This is a genomic window from Treponema peruense, from assembly GCF_016117655.1.
Taxonomy (GTDB): Bacteria; Spirochaetota; Spirochaetia; order Treponematales; family Treponemataceae; genus Treponema_D; species Treponema_D peruense.
Genome location: NZ_CP064936.1, coordinates 1629075 through 1643117, shown reverse-complemented (window position 1 = coordinate 1643117; position 14043 = coordinate 1629075). Strand labels below are relative to the sequence as shown.

General features: G+C 38.7%; 13 protein-coding genes. 10 read left to right on the top strand and 3 right to left on the bottom strand.

Annotation, left to right across the window (positions count from 1 at the left end):
• The 8 genes from gspG to IWA51_RS12925 are packed head-to-tail and all read left to right on the top strand — an operon-like array spanning position 1 to position 4994.
• Positions 1 to 438, top strand: a complete 438-nt coding sequence (gene gspG, locus IWA51_RS07670) for a type II secretion system major pseudopilin GspG (RefSeq protein ID WP_198442001.1) — start codon at positions 1 to 3, stop codon at positions 436 to 438.
• Entirely contained in the window at positions 407 to 625 is a 219-nt protein-coding gene (locus IWA51_RS07665; protein WP_198442000.1) for a type IV pilus modification PilV family protein, read from the top strand. Before gspG ends, IWA51_RS07665 begins: the two co-directional genes overlap by 32 nt.
• Positions 582 to 1085, top strand: a complete 504-nt coding sequence (locus IWA51_RS07660; protein WP_198441999.1) for a hypothetical protein — start codon at positions 582 to 584, stop codon at positions 1083 to 1085. Before IWA51_RS07665 ends, IWA51_RS07660 begins: the two co-directional genes overlap by 44 nt.
• Positions 1086 to 1116: 31 nt before the next feature.
• Positions 1117 to 2052, top strand: a complete 936-nt coding sequence (locus IWA51_RS07655; RefSeq protein ID WP_198441998.1) for a hypothetical protein — start codon at positions 1117 to 1119, stop codon at positions 2050 to 2052.
• 2 nt (positions 2053 to 2054) lie between these two features.
• Entirely contained in the window at positions 2055 to 3044 is a 990-nt protein-coding gene (locus tag IWA51_RS07650) for a hypothetical protein (RefSeq protein WP_198441997.1), read from the top strand.
• The gene (locus tag IWA51_RS07645; protein ID WP_198441996.1) at positions 3037 to 3822 is read left to right on the top strand and encodes a hypothetical protein; all 786 of its coding nucleotides are present in this window, start codon (positions 3037 to 3039) and stop codon (positions 3820 to 3822) included. The genes IWA51_RS07650 and IWA51_RS07645 overlap by 8 nt, the downstream gene beginning before the upstream one ends.
• Before the next feature lie 33 nt (positions 3823 to 3855).
• Positions 3856 to 4500, top strand: coding sequence for a peptidase associated/transthyretin-like domain-containing protein (locus IWA51_RS07640; RefSeq protein WP_198441995.1), 645 nt, complete (start codon positions 3856 to 3858; stop codon positions 4498 to 4500).
• On the top strand, positions 4497 to 4994 hold the full coding sequence (locus IWA51_RS12925; RefSeq protein ID WP_198441994.1) for a prepilin peptidase: 498 nt from the start codon (positions 4497 to 4499) through the stop codon (positions 4992 to 4994). The genes IWA51_RS07640 and IWA51_RS12925 overlap by 4 nt, the downstream gene beginning before the upstream one ends.
• On the opposite strand, the gene IWA51_RS07630 is transcribed toward IWA51_RS12925, so the two are convergent.
• The 3 genes from IWA51_RS07630 to IWA51_RS07620 form a co-directional block, all read right to left on the bottom strand.
• Positions 4969 to 6060 (bottom strand): type II secretion system F family protein, encoded by a 1092-nt coding sequence (locus IWA51_RS07630; protein ID WP_198441993.1) that lies wholly within the window; start codon positions 6058 to 6060, stop codon positions 4969 to 4971. The genes IWA51_RS12925 and IWA51_RS07630 overlap by 26 nt on opposite strands.
• A gap of 145 nt (positions 6061 to 6205) precedes the next feature.
• Entirely contained in the window at positions 6206 to 7558 is a 1353-nt protein-coding gene (locus IWA51_RS07625; protein WP_230402625.1) for a GspE/PulE family protein, read from the bottom strand.
• A complete protein-coding gene (locus tag IWA51_RS07620) occupies positions 7551 to 9743 on the bottom strand; it encodes a hypothetical protein (RefSeq protein WP_198441991.1) in 2193 nt (730 codons plus the stop codon). The genes IWA51_RS07625 and IWA51_RS07620 overlap by 8 nt, the downstream gene beginning before the upstream one ends.
• Before the next feature lie 134 nt (positions 9744 to 9877).
• Between IWA51_RS07620 and ileS the strand changes: the two genes are divergently transcribed.
• Both ileS and IWA51_RS07610 read left to right on the top strand, forming a co-directional pair.
• Positions 9878 to 13087, top strand: coding sequence for an isoleucine--tRNA ligase (gene ileS / locus IWA51_RS07615; RefSeq protein WP_198441990.1), 3210 nt, complete (start codon positions 9878 to 9880; stop codon positions 13085 to 13087).
• Positions 13087 to 14037 (top strand): hypothetical protein, encoded by a 951-nt coding sequence (locus tag IWA51_RS07610; protein WP_198441989.1) that lies wholly within the window; start codon positions 13087 to 13089, stop codon positions 14035 to 14037. The genes ileS and IWA51_RS07610 overlap by 1 nt, the downstream gene beginning before the upstream one ends.
• The last annotated feature ends 6 nt before the right edge of the window (positions 14038 to 14043 follow it).

Here is a 14043-nt window from a genome sequence, read left to right as displayed (position 1 = left end):
ATGAAATTCAAAAAAAATAAGGCAAATGAAGGCTGGACCTTTATGGAAACTCTTGTCGTTATGGCAATTGTTCTTGTTCTAACAGCATCTGTAGGATTCAGTTCCATTAAGCAGATAGACAAAGCACGTGTCGTAACAGCCAGAACGCAGATAGAAAGCTTCTGCGTTGCCCTCGATTCGTTTTATATGGATACAGGAAGATATCCTACTGAAAATGAAGGGCTGGATGCATTGTGGATAAAACCGTTCGGTCTGGAAAGCGGTGTGTTTTGGAATGGGCCGTATGTTTCAAAGGCAATTCCACAGGATCCGTGGGGAAACAGCTATGTTTATGAAATTCCTGGGAACAACGGACTTGCGTATTCTGTATTGTCTTACGGAAAAGACGGGTATAAGGGAGGAGATGATGATTCTAAAGACATTACTTCATGGCAATAAAGGATTCGGACTTCTGGAAAGTATGGTGGTTTTATTTATTACAGGTACCGTTGTTTCGGGAACAATTCTTCTTGCTGCAGTTGCTGTAAAATCATCATCATCACTTTCTGATCGTACACATTCTTATATAGAAAGAGAGAATAATGAAAATGAAAATAAAATTACATACGGCCTCAAAGTTGAATGAACTTATTGTACAGATATGTAAAAATGATGCATTTACTCTTATGGAAAGCCTTGTTTCCATTGCTGTTATGAGTTCAGCTATTCCTGCTATAGTTTTTGCATATTCGTCATGTATGCATTCTGTTGTTTTTGCAAAACAAAATGTCCGCAGTAATCTGGAGTTAATTAATTCTGACAGAATTTTGAGGGAATTTATTCAGCAAATAAAAATACCTCCCTGGGTTAATGAAAAAAATATAAATTTAACATGGAGCAATCACTCAATTGTAATTTACACAGAACAGGATGATTTTTGCGAGTACAAACTGGACCTTCCTGAAAAAATACGCATTTTATCATGTAGTTTGATATGCAAACAGAATGAATCAGTCGGACTTTTGTGTGAATATGAACTGAGGAATAAGAGAAATAAATTGATCCAGATATTTGCTTCGGGATATGGAGATACAGATGAATTTTAATATTAAAAGCAATTCAAATGGGTTCGGAACTTTGTCTGCAATAATTCTCTTTCTGTTAATTGAATCTGTATGTGTCGGGATTGTGGCTTCTGTTTTGTATGCCAATAAAAGCCTTGCCAAATCAAAACTGGAAAGTGAGGAAAAACTGAAAATGGAAAAAATGATTTACACTATTTCAAAGGAACTTTCGCTTGATGGTTCTCCTGAAAGCCAGTCCCCGTTTGACAGTATCTGGAATTATCACGGAAAAACATCAGATGGAATTAATATAAGTCTTGAAGATTTATCAGGAAAATTAAACATAAATTTTGTTTCTGACCGTATGCTTCAAAAAGTTCTGTCCTGCATGAATGGATTATCAGATGGCGATATTTCTATGATAATTAACAGCCGAAAATCCCAGAACAGACTTGTATATTCTGATGAAGGGCTTCTTGAGCTTTTGGGTACAAATAATGTTTCCTACTTTACTTATTTTGGAACTGCCAATTTGAATACAGTTGAAGAAGAACCGTTTAAACTTATTGTTTCATCATTATGTTCAGGAGTGACTGCAGATTCTTTATGGAATAAAACATTAACTCTTAGAAAAAACGATCAGCAGATTATGACTGAAACTGAATTTAAATTGTTACTTGGAGTTTATTATTCCGATCTTAAAAATATTCTTACAATAAATGCTCCCATTAATGTAAATTTTGCAGATGAAAAGATTCTTAAATCGATTTTGACTACAGGGCAGACAGAAAATCTAATCCGGCTTAGAAGTCAAAAAGAAATTACTGCTGAAGATTTAACAAATATCTGCAGGGGATATAACTCTGATTTGTCTAAATCTGAACTCGGAACAAGAACCTGGTTTTGGAAAATTAATCTTTGCGGAATATATGTACGTTGCAGTGCGATTGTATCCCAAAATAAAAAGAGTCAAACTTCTATTGAAGAAATTAATTGGGAGTATTTATAAAAATGAATACAATAAAATTTGAAATCAGTTCTCCAGAAAATATTTCATATTTTGTTTTTGACTGTCCCGTAATAAAAAACTCAGATATAAAAAATGCTATTCCTTTGCTTCTTAGAAAATATTACCCGTTTACAGATCAAAAAATTGTGTCTGATTTTATTGTCGTGAAAAAGAAACTCATTGTATTTGTGGCTCCGTCAGATTATATAAATAAATTCCATGCTGACAATATTATGCTGATTTCTCTGCCTGCCTTTGTAATCAGAAACTATAAAATGAATGAGTTTATGATTATTACAAAAAGTTCCGTCTTATATTTTAATGCAGAAAAGAATATTATAGAAAGTTCTGTTTATTCAGATAAATCCAAATTAATCGAATTTCTTGACAAATGGAATTTGAATTCCTTTTCTGATAGGGTAAAGTTTTTCATAACAGATGACGTCCCGTCTGATATAATTTCTTTTATTGAGTCCATATTTAAATATTTTATTAAACTTGAAATTTCCTCTGGTTCAAAAAAGATATTCTGTATGAAAAACTGCATATTTTCACACAAAAAAAAGACGTCAAACAATGTGTGCGGATTTTTTTTGCTGTTTGTGTTGTTGATGTTGTGTATTTTTGCAATTTGTTTTATGTCTTTATCATACAAATTAAAAGAAAGAAAAAGAATTCTTTCCTTGATAAATAATCAATTATCAGCCAAAAAAGAGCAGCGTACAGACTCGAAGTTACCGGTTGTTTTTGAAAATAGGGAACCTGTTCTTTACCTGCTGGATGAATTAGTTTCTGCAGATAATCAACTTTATATTTCCAAGTTTTCTGTAGAAGGAGGTGATTTTTATATTACTGCAGAAACAAAAGACGCTGTTGGTTTTATAAACAGGCTGGAGTTTTCTGAAAGAATCCATAACATTAAATATGAAAAAATAATTTCAAAAGGCAATTCTCTTGAAGAAATTTCCCTGAAAGGAAATGTCAATGAATAATAAAATTTTCTTTTTAATATCGGTACCGTTTTTTTTATTCTTCTTTTGTATTGCACTAAAGCAAATAAATGTCATACGGGCACAAATCACTGAATTTGACAAACAGATTTCATCTGTAAAAAAACAGCTTCATGAACTTGAACCAAAAGACTCTTGTATTCCACGCGTAACAGAAACAGACCGGAATAAATTTCTGGCAGAGTCTGTTGCAAAGATCAGAAGAATGAATGTAGAAATTATATCCTATTGTACAAAAACTCTGTCCGGTGATTCTGGGTTTTGTGCCGAAGTTATTCTTCGTGTTCCCGAAAGCGAAGTTTCATCAATTATCAAGCTTTTAGAGTCGGAATCTGATTTATCTTCTTGTTTTATAATAAATTATATTTCATTAAAAAGTTCTCGTGATTTTCTTGATATTGTGTTGAGACTTGTTCCTTCTGAAAATATCAGGGTTCGGAATCTAGATTGTATAAAAAACCCAACGAAAGGTTTTATAAATCTTTTTAAAAAAGAACAAAATATTCCTGCAGCAGTTGTTTCTTCTGAGGAAAAACTTCCTGTAAAGAAAATTGAAAGAGAAGTAAAAAATGAATCCTATTCTGAAAACTATAAGTTAATAAGTATTCTTTCAGGAATGGAGGGTAATGTATGTGTTTATATAAAAAATCAGCAGGGGAATATTCTGAAAATTTCCCCGCAGAATGTTCTGAATGTTTCAAAAGACAAAATAGTTCTTCTCATGAATGAACAAAAAATAACTGTTCCAAATTTTAATTGATGTCATTGTTTACAAATTCAAGGTAGGTATTTTATGAAAAAAAATCTTTCGGCTATATTTTTTAGTCTTGTTTTGTGCAGCTGTGCAACCATGAAGACAGAGAAAGTTTCTCTCAACGGAATGGTCTATGATTTTTATAATGAGCCTGTTCAGGGGGCCTCTGTCTTTGTTGACGGAAAGGAGTATTGCAGAACTGATGTTTACGGCCACTTTACAATCGAAAACAAAAAATCAGGTTTCTGCGTGAATCTTGTTGTCAAAAAGCAAGGATATGAAACTGTTTCATTTACGGCCGGCGTATCCGGTGCCGGTAATCTTGCTTATATAAAAATGTATTCACAAGAACAGCTTTTGTATAAGGCTGAAAGTCTCTTTTCTGATGGAGCTGTACAGGATGCACTTTCTGTTCTTGAACATGCGTCTGAAGCAGGAGCCGATACTCTGTCGGTTTTTTTTCAGGAAGCATTGATTTTGTGTTCGTTAAAAGAATATAAAACTGCAGAAGAAAAACTTTTGTCACTTCTGGAATTAGGTTTCGATAATCCTTACATATATCTTCTTCTTGCCGATATTTATCAGTACGGGTATGTCAGTATGGTTCCTGCCAAAAATTATCTTAAGGAGTTTTTATCCAAAATCAGTGATTCTTCAGTTCAGTTACGGTATGATTCATTATGAATAATCTGATTTTTTATTCCGTATTTTTTTTCTTTTCATTCTGTCTGGCATTATCTGATATAAAATACATGCATATTCCCCTGCGTGTAAATTATACTGGAATAATTGTTTTTGTACTGTGTGTTCTGCTGACTGAACCGAATTCAATTGTCCAAATATCCGCCGGTGCATTTGTTTTATTGTTCATATTTTGTATTGTCAGAATGGTCGTAAAGGGGAAACTGGGAATGGGTGATTTACACTACAGCATTTTCTGCGGCTTGTTTTGCGGGCCCGTAGTATGCTTTTTTGCCATTTTTTTATCTTCTGTTTTAAGCATGTGTTTTATACTGTTTATTCTGTTGCTTAAAAGACAAAAATCCGACGGGGTAAATATAAAGATACCTTTTGTTCCGTTTATGTTCGCAGGATCGTTTATTGCAAAATCAATTTCACTGATACCGGCTGCTGAACATTTGTTAATTTCTTTTACAGAAGGTTTCCGTACATATTGAATACAGGCAGAATTACTGTAACAACAACAGCAAGAATTATGGAACCAAGAAGCAAAATTACAGCCGGTTCAACAAGGGATGAAAACCTTTGGGTGAGTGAGTTTATTTTGTTCTGAAAATGTTTGCGTATCTGTGAGAATACCTGTTCAGTATTTGCTGACTTTTCTCCTACTTCTATCCATTTTTGCATATAGCCGGGAAAATATTTCTGGCAGCTGAATGACTGTGCCATTGACTGGCCTTTTTTTATTTTTTCGTTTGCTTTTTTTAATTCTCCTGAATAGGCTGAATTTTTTATTACTTTCATGGATTGTTCAATTGCATGCTCAATAGAAATATTTGCCGAAGTCAAAGTTTCCATTGCAAACGAAAAGTTTAGCGATTCAAAATCAGTAATTATCTTTCCGATAACCGGCAGTGAAATTTTTGCTCTATCTATAAATTCTTTTACTTTGGGTTCATATTTGGCAATAAACGAAAGACTTTTACAAATAAGTATTCCGACTGTGATAACGACCAGTACAAAGATGATGCCGGCTTTGATTTTAAAAAGGCCGCGTTCAATGCTTTCTGTTCCTTCACCAAGTTCGTGAAACATAAGTGTTAATTTTGGAAGTACAAATATTCCAAGTCCTGCAATTCCAAAGGATGCTGCAGTCAGAATGAATGCAGGATAGAGAAGTGCACCTGTAATTTTTTCCTGCATTTTTCTTGATTCAGAAAGATACAACATAAGCCTGGGGAATATTTCTTCTACAGAACCTATTTTGTCACCAATCAAAACGAACCCGCGGTAGAACTCAGGAAAGATGTATGTAAGTTCGTTGACTGAGTCTGAAAATGTTTTGCCACTGTTAATCATTGATAATAGTTTTTGTGCGATTTTTATTTCGGTTTTATCCGTGTTTTCTATTTCTGCCGATACTTCCAGTGCATCCCTTATTGATAATCCAGATTCTATCAACTGGTTCATAATTTCGGTGAACTCAAGAAGCCGTTTTGTTCCAATTTGTTTTTTCTTGTAAACCCAACGTTCGGTAAAAGTGCATATTTTCAGCGGAAACATTCCCTGTGAAAAAATAAAATTTTCTACTTCATTTTTCGACTCTGCATTTCTATATATTGTAAGGATTTTTCCTGAAATATCACTTACAGTGCATTTGTAGTTGCTGATAATTGCCTCCCCGGACAGAGTTGTGTTCGTCCGTAAACTAAAAAATAATTTCCCTTTCAGCTTCGGCCCGTGTCGTAAGACCTAGTGAAATTTTTTTGAGCGCATCATCTTTCAAAAAACACATTCCTGTTTCTGCAAGATAATCCCTGATTGCTTTTTCCCTGCAGTCTGTTGAAATTATTTCTGAAAGTTTATCATCTGTTCTGAATGTTTCCGATATGATTATGCGGCCTTCAAACTTTTCTTTTTCTGCCGAATATTTTCTTACAAGACGCTGGGCAATTGTTCCCTTAAGAACTGATGCAATAAGAAAAGGTTCTATTCCCATATCTCTGAGTCGTGTTATGGAACCGGCTGCATCATTTGTATGAATCGTCGAAAGAACAAGATGTCCTGTAAGGGCGGCACGTACCGAAAGTTCTGCTGTAGCCCTGTCGCGAATTTCTCCGACCATAATTACATTCGGATCCTGTCTGAGTACCCTCCGTAAAATCGAGTCAAAACCAAGACCAATCTGTTCGTTAATCTGAATCTGGTTTACACCGTCTACAACAAATTCAACCGGATCTTCGATGGAAACTATCTTGATTTTTTCATCAGACATTTCTCTCATCATTGCATTAAGGGTTGTGGTTTTTCCGCTTCCTGTAGGTCCTGTTACAAGAATAAGACCGTGCGGAATTTTCATCATCGAATAAATGTCGCAAAGCTGTTCTTTTGAAAATCCAAGATCATTCAGTTTCAGAAGTGACGATGATTTTCCCAAAATACGCAGAACAATTGATTCTCCGCAGGAAACAGGAATTATTGAAACCCTTAGGTCTGCTTTTTCATTGCCGAGTGCTACGGTAATGCGTCCATCCTGGGGCTGTCTTTTTTCAAGTATATTAAGGTTCGCCATAATTTTTATTCTGGAACTTATACTTTCAAAACGCCCGCTTTCTATTTCCGCAACTGTTTTCAAAACACCGTCTATCCTGTAACGAACCCTCGCGTATTCTATTCCCGATTCTATGTGAATGTCAGAGGCCCCACCGCGTATTCCGTCCATGCATACAGCATTTACAAAGTTTACTGCCGGTGCATCGTTTGCCACTTTGTCTATAAGAGTTGCATTTTTTCCGCTTTCCTTCAACAAAGGTTTGTCTCTTTCCTTGCCCAGTTCACGTGCCAGCCATGAAGAAATTTCTTCTGACTGTACAAAGACAAAATATGTTTTTCCCCGGTGGAATAAAAGCAGTGTATTTCTGATTTTTTCCGTTGTTTTTTCAGAAACAGCTATTCGTGTATATTTATCTTTTTTTTCAAGCAGAAGTACACCGTTTTCTTCTATAAATTCCGGCGAGTACTGTTCGCTTCCAGACGGAATATTTGTGTATTTTTCAAGCATGGATTTTTTCCGCCGCATTTTTGTAGTAACGCTTTATCCTTTCTTCAACACAAGTGTCTTTGTAATCGTGTATAAGATGCGGAACAATGTAGATTACAATTTCGGTTTTTTCCCTGGATTCTGCCTTTTGCGTAAACAGTTTTCCCAAAAGCGGAACAGCCGAAAGCAGGGAAGTTTTGTTTTCTGTTTTTACCGTATCGTCTTTTATCAGGCCGCTTATTATGACCGGCTCCCCGGAAGGCGTGCGCACCTGTGTGTTTACAACCCGTTCAGAAGTCGAAGGAAGGGCTGTGAGCGAAGAACTTCCTGAAGACGAGTCAGTATTCTGCTTTGAAACAGTTGCATTTACATTTATGGTAATCATGTTGTCGCCCGAAACCCAGCCGTTAAGCCCTACTATCAGTCCCGAAGTAATATGCTGCGTTGTTCCGGCCGTTGCAGTTTCAGTAGATTTGTCGTATTCGTATTCCATGTAGCGGTAAGTGTCGGTATTCTGAAACCTTACTTCCTGTCCCGAAATGCCCGTGAGTGTCGTGTCTGTAAAAATATTTGCAGTGCTGTTGCCAATCTGTGCATTCAGTGAAGCCGCAAACTGGTAGCCGAACTTTGAAATTACATCAAAACTCAGCGCCATGATATTTGATAAATCGCCCGCAAAGATAAAGCTTTCTGCTGTACTTTGGACAGAATTCTGTTGAGGCTTTTCGTATGAAACCGACATATCAGGTCTGTAAGAGCCCGACTTGTTTTTACTGTACTGAACAACAAGAATCTGGTAGCGAATCTGCGGTTTGGGGCGGTCAATGTGTTCCAGTTCCTTCAGAAAAATCTCACGGCTTTCCAGGCTTCCTGTAAAAAATACCGTGTTCGGAAAACCTGAATCCCTTATATCCTCTTTTTGCACAGAAGGCGGCAGGTTTTCCAAAAGTTCCGCAGACTGAATGTACTTGAGCGTGACTGCTTCACTTGTGAGTGCAACATCCGCTGTCTTTAAAAAATCGGCAGTTCTTTTTATGCTTTCGCGGCTACCCGAAAGAAGAAGTGCATTTGTTCCGGGAATATTCACAGGTTGTGTTACAAGGAATTTCTGCGGAATAAGCGCAACCGCGTCCCTTGCCTTAAGGTGCTTTAGTTCAAGTCGCTCAAAATACATGTTTTCAGACGGTTTGTCCACGCTTTCTATAAACCGTTTTGTACATTCAATTTCGCTCTTCGTTCCCGTAAGCAGAACAGAATTCCCCGTCTTCGAGACAATGATTCCGGCCCCGTCAGAATCAGATCTGATAAAGGACGGAATATCCTGCGCAGAAATCCACACCGGCGTAAATATCTGTGCTGACTGAACCCTGGTTCTTATTCCTTTTCGCGAAGAATCAATTATATAGTAAATTCCGTCAGAAACAGCAAAGTCTGCTTTTGCGCGTTCCAGAATAAGTGAAAGCATTGTTTCAAAATCTTTGTCTGCAAAGTGCAGGTTTGTAATCTGCGCATCTTCCGAAAAAAAACACGAATATTCTTTCTGTGCACAGTCCATCAGTTCCTTAAGAATTTCCGAAAGAAGGGCATATTCCGTATCTGCGCAGTAAAGTTCACCGTCGCGTTTTATGCAGGGCTGCTTTTTCTTTTCCAAAACCGCAGTCTTTTTGTCGGCTGTCGTAATTTTTTTTACATAATGACAGTTTTCTTCATTAACTGCGGTGTAATCATCAAATTTTTTTATGCAAACATCAATCAGTTGTTCAACACTCATGTTTTTTGCATCAATAGAAATTTTTGTTCCAGGAAGTGTATCTGTCAGTATCGTAACCTTAGCCTTTTTTGCAAGCGCTTTAAGAATTTTTTCAGGCGGAACATCATCAGCGCTGAGTGAAAAAGTGCCACTTATGGTGCCTGCCTCGCACTTTATACGCGAAATCTTCAGAACACCGCCGCTTTCTGTAGAATAAAGCCCGTTTGCACCAAGAAAATTCTGCAAAGCATCAGCCGCACTTGTTTTTGAAAAGAAAAATGAGGCTGTTCCGTCTACAGTGTCGTCCGTGATTACAGAAATTCCTGTTTCTTCGGCAAGAACTGTCAGAATGTCAGTAATTTTCTGCTCGCGGAATTCAATTCCTTTGAGATTCTGCGCAAAAACACTCTGAATCCAAAGAAAGGGTATTGCTAAAAGTATCAAAATATGTTTCATTATAATTAATATAATAAAATGTTTTATAAATAGCAAATATTTTATTATAAAAATTCAAAAAACATCTTCTATAGATTATTTTATTTAGTTGTGCTATAATTTTGCGATTAATCACTGTAATAAGGAATAATTTTATGTATAAGAGCGTAGATCCAAAGGCAGATTTTCCCCGTCAGGAAGAGGAAGTTTTAAAGTTTTGGGAAAAAAATGATGTTTTCAAAAAGTCACTTTCCCAGCGTGAAGGAGCTGACGAATTCGTATTTTATGATGGTCCTCCTTTTGCTACAGGCCTCCCGCACTTCGGACATTTTATTCCGTCTACAATTAAAGACATAATTCCGCGCTACCAGACAATGAAGGGTAAGTACGTTTCGCGCCGTTTCGGCTGGGACTGCCACGGTCTTCCGGTAGAAAACCTTATAGAAAAGGAACTGGGCATTAACTCCAAGCACGAAATTGAAGCTTATGGAGTTGCAAATTTCAACGACAAATGCCGCGCTTCAGTTTTGAAATACACTTCGGAATGGCGCAAGACAATAACACGCATGGGCCGCTGGGTAGACTTTGACAATGACTACAAGACAATGAACCCCGACTTTATGGAATCAATCTGGTGGGTAGCCAAATCTTTGTGGGACAAGGGAATGATTTACGAAGGAAAGTATATTCTTCCGTACTGCCCCAGATGTGCCACTGTTCTTTCCACTCACGAACTTGCACAGGGATACAAAGAAAAGCAGGATCCGGCCATTACAATAAGATTTAAAATCACTTCGGTTCCTGACACTTTTGAAGACAAATCGCTTGCCGCAGGTAACTGTTACTTCTTGGCATGGACTACAACACCGTGGACTCTTCCGTCAAACCTTGGTCTTTGTATGGGTCCTGATATCGATTATGTAAAAATCCAGGACAAAGACAGCGGTGATTTCTATATTCTCGCGGAATCAAGACTTTCTTCCTATTATAAGAGCGAAGATTCCTATACAGTTATCTACCGCCGCAAGGGATGTGACTTTGTGGGAATCTGCTACGAGCCGCTTTTCCCTTACTTTGCAAATCTTTCAGACCCTGCAGAATGTACAAAAATTTCAGGACAGAAGTGCGAAAAGGGTGCATTCAGAATGTTCAATGCCGCTTATGTTTCTACAGAAGACGGAACCGGTATTGTTCACATAGCACCGGCCTTTGGTGAAGATGACAGCAAGGTATTCAAAGGAAGCGGTGTTCCTGCAGTTGAACCCATGGACGCAGAATGCAAGTTTACAAAAGAAGTGTCTGACTATGTCGGCCGTTTTGTAAAGGACTGCGATAAAGAAATAATGGACCGCCTCAAGAAAGAGGGCAAACTCGTAAAGCGTGACACTGTACTTCACCAGTACCCGCACTGCTGGAGATGCGGTTCCCCTCTTATCTACCGCGGAATCGGATCCTGGTTCGTTAAGGTTGCAGATGAGCACGAGCGTCTTCTGCGCGCCAATTCACAGATCAAGTGGCAGCCGGCCCATATAAAGGAAGGTCGTTTTGGTAAATGGCTTGCCGGCGCACGTGACTGGGCAATAAGCCGCAACCGCTACTGGGGAAACCCTATTCCAATTTGGAAGTGTTCTGACTGCGGTGACACTTTGTGTGTAGGTTCAAGACAGGAACTCAAGGATTTGAGCGGTGTCTATCTGGACGACCTTCACAAGCAGTTTGCAGACAAAGTAACTATTCCCTGCAAAAAGTGCGGCGGAACAATGCACCGTATTCCAGAAGTTTTTGACTGCTGGTTTGAGTCAGGCTCTATGCCTTATGCACAGCAGCATTATCCTTTCGAAAACAAAGAATATTTCGAAAAGCACTTCCCGGCAGACTTTATAAGCGAAGGACTTGACCAGACACGCGGCTGGTTCTATACACTCACGGTTCTTGCATCAAATCTTTTTGATAAGCCCGCCTTTAAGAACTGTATCGTTAACGGTATTGTTCTTGCCAGTGACGGCCGCAAGATGTCAAAGAGCCTGCGCAACTTTACCGATCCCAACGAAGCAATCGGCAAGTTCGGTGCAGATGCTATCCGTCTTTTCCTCATGCATTCAGCAGTTGTAAAGGCAGATGAAATCCGCTATTCAGACGAAGGTGTACGCGATGTTATAAAAAGCATAATTCTTCCTCTCTGGAACAGCTACAGTTTCTTTGTGCAGTATGCCAACATTGACGGCGTTGAATGCACAGGCCATGAATTTGACGAGAAACTTCCTGCAAATCCGCTTGACCGCTGGCTGCTTTCTGTTGCCCAGAAGATGGTTTCTGACGTTACAGCGGCTCTCGATGACTACGACCTCAGTTCTGCAATTGACCCGATGCTTTCGTTTATTGACCAGATCAACAACTGGTACATCAGGCGCAACCGCCGCCGTTTCTGGAAGTCAGGCAATGACAGTGACAAACTCGAAGCTTACGGAGCACTTTATTCTGCCCTCAAGACATTTACACTTGTTGCAGCTCCGTTTATTCCGTTCCTTTCAGAAGAAATGTGGCAGAATCTCAAAACTTCAGATGATAAAGAGTCCGTTCATCTCATGGATTATCCTGTTTACAACAGCCGCTTCCGTGACGAAACGCTTGAGTTCCAGATGGCGACAGTTCAGAAAGCCGTATCAATGGGACGCAGCCTGCGCAACCAGTTCAACATAAAGAACCGCCAGCCGCTTGCAAGTGTTGCCCTTGTTACAAGAAATGCCGACGAAAAGAAAGTGCTTTCCGACATGAAGGACACAATCGTCGAAGAACTTAACGTTAAGGAAGTTGTATTCCATGAGCGTGAAGACGAACTTGTTGAATACAAGGCAAAGGCAAACTTCCGCGTACTGGGAAAACAGCTCGGACCAAAGATGAAAGCCGCCGCTGCAGAGATTGTAAAGATTTCTACAGAAATGATTGAACAGATTCTTGACGGCAAGACTGTAACAATCAAAGTTGACGGTGAAGACGTTGTTCTTGATTCAGAAAATGTTCTTGTAGACAGAATAGAAAAAGAGGATCTCAAGATTGTCAACGACGGAACTCTTACTGTTGGTCTTGAAACAAAGATAACCGATGACCTCAAAAATGAAGGTTTTGCCCGTGACCTTGTCCGCGGTGTACAGAATCTCAGAAAGGAAAGCGGCTTCTCTGTAACAGACAGAATTATTCTTACTGTAGGCGGAGACGCTTCGCTTAAAAACGCCTTTGACATGTTCAAAGATTTTATTTCAGGCGAGACACTTGCGTCTTCAATTGAATGGAATTCAGACATTGCAGGCGGTACAGTCGTAGATGCAGATGAATCCAAGTGGAAGGTTCTTGTAAAGAAGGCATAATGAGAAAAAGAAGCGCGCTTTTACTGGCTGCATTGATATTTATCCTGGCCTCTTGTAAAACAACGTCTCCTGCAGTAGAAGAGCAGGTAAATGTACTTGCCCTTTTGGAACAGGACTCAAGTATATATGTACGCATTCCGGTTTCGTCACATGTGGACTTAACTTCCGCTGTTCTTTCTTCGGCTTTTGACGGCGTTTCAAAAAAAGATGCGCGCTCTTTTGCCCAAAGGGTCAGCGAACTTTACGCTGGAATCGGAACAGTAGAAGACCGCTCAAGAATACAGGTTGCTTCTTCTGCCTCAATTCCGCAGGTTGCCGTTGGAACTGTTTTTTCCAAAAAGCACGGCTGGAGCAAACGTACGTACAATGCAAAAACAACTGACGCAGTAGAAAAAAACGGTTCATTTACTGTATATGATCCTTCTGCAGGCGAGTTGAGCGTTTCTTTTCCGTCTCCTTCTGTTTTTGTTTCTGCGGCAAAGGTTGAACCGCTTCTTAACCGGTATGCAGAATATTCAGATTATGCAGATCTTTCTGCTACAAGCTACAGTTCTTGGGTATCACAGCAAAGTTCAGATATTCTTTTCTATATAACACGTCCCGGCCAGTATCTTAGAAATCTTATAGGGCAGAGTGTTTCTATCGGAACAGATGCAATTTACGGAAGCCTTTCATATATTCCGTCAAAAAAGAATCCTGACTCTTATTCCGGACTATATTCCATGATGTTCAGAATTCATCTTCTGGACAAAAGGGCTGCAGCGGCTTTCCGTTCTGTTCTTTCGCTTTCATTTGGAATGATGGGCGCAAAAATAACACAGACTGATGACTTTACAATAGAAATTTCTGATGTAGAGATAACCCAAAAGCAGATTGAAGATTTGTTTATGAGGGATCCAGTTACCGGAAAGCATTTTAAAGTTGTCGGCGACAAAATAATCAAAGAATGAGGTTAA

Coding starts and splice junctions, on each gene's coding strand:
- gspG (WP_198442001.1), top strand. CDS start 1: ATGAAATTCAAAAAAAATAAGGCAAATGAAGGCTGGACCTTTATGGAA.
- IWA51_RS07665 (WP_198442000.1), top strand. CDS start 407: ATGATTCTAAAGACATTACTTCATGGCAATAAAGGATTCGGACTTCTG.
- IWA51_RS07660 (WP_198441999.1), top strand. CDS start 582: ATGAAAATGAAAATAAAATTACATACGGCCTCAAAGTTGAATGAACTT.
- IWA51_RS07650 (WP_198441997.1), top strand. CDS start 2,055: ATGAATACAATAAAATTTGAAATCAGTTCTCCAGAAAATATTTCATAT.
- IWA51_RS07645 (WP_198441996.1), top strand. CDS start 3,037: ATGAATAATAAAATTTTCTTTTTAATATCGGTACCGTTTTTTTTATTC.
- IWA51_RS07640 (WP_198441995.1), top strand. CDS start 3,856: ATGAAAAAAAATCTTTCGGCTATATTTTTTAGTCTTGTTTTGTGCAGC.
- IWA51_RS12925 (WP_198441994.1), top strand. CDS start 4,497: ATGAATAATCTGATTTTTTATTCCGTATTTTTTTTCTTTTCATTCTGT.
- IWA51_RS07630 (WP_198441993.1), bottom strand. CDS start 6,060: ATGTTTCCGCTGAAAATATGCACTTTTACCGAACGTTGGGTTTACAAG.
- IWA51_RS07625 (WP_230402625.1), bottom strand. CDS start 7,558: ATGCTTGAAAAATACACAAATATTCCGTCTGGAAGCGAACAGTACTCG.
- IWA51_RS07620 (WP_198441991.1), bottom strand. CDS start 9,743: ATGAAACATATTTTGATACTTTTAGCAATACCCTTTCTTTGGATTCAG.
- ileS (WP_198441990.1), top strand. CDS start 9,878: ATGTATAAGAGCGTAGATCCAAAGGCAGATTTTCCCCGTCAGGAAGAG.
- IWA51_RS07610 (WP_198441989.1), top strand. CDS start 13,087: ATGAGAAAAAGAAGCGCGCTTTTACTGGCTGCATTGATATTTATCCTG.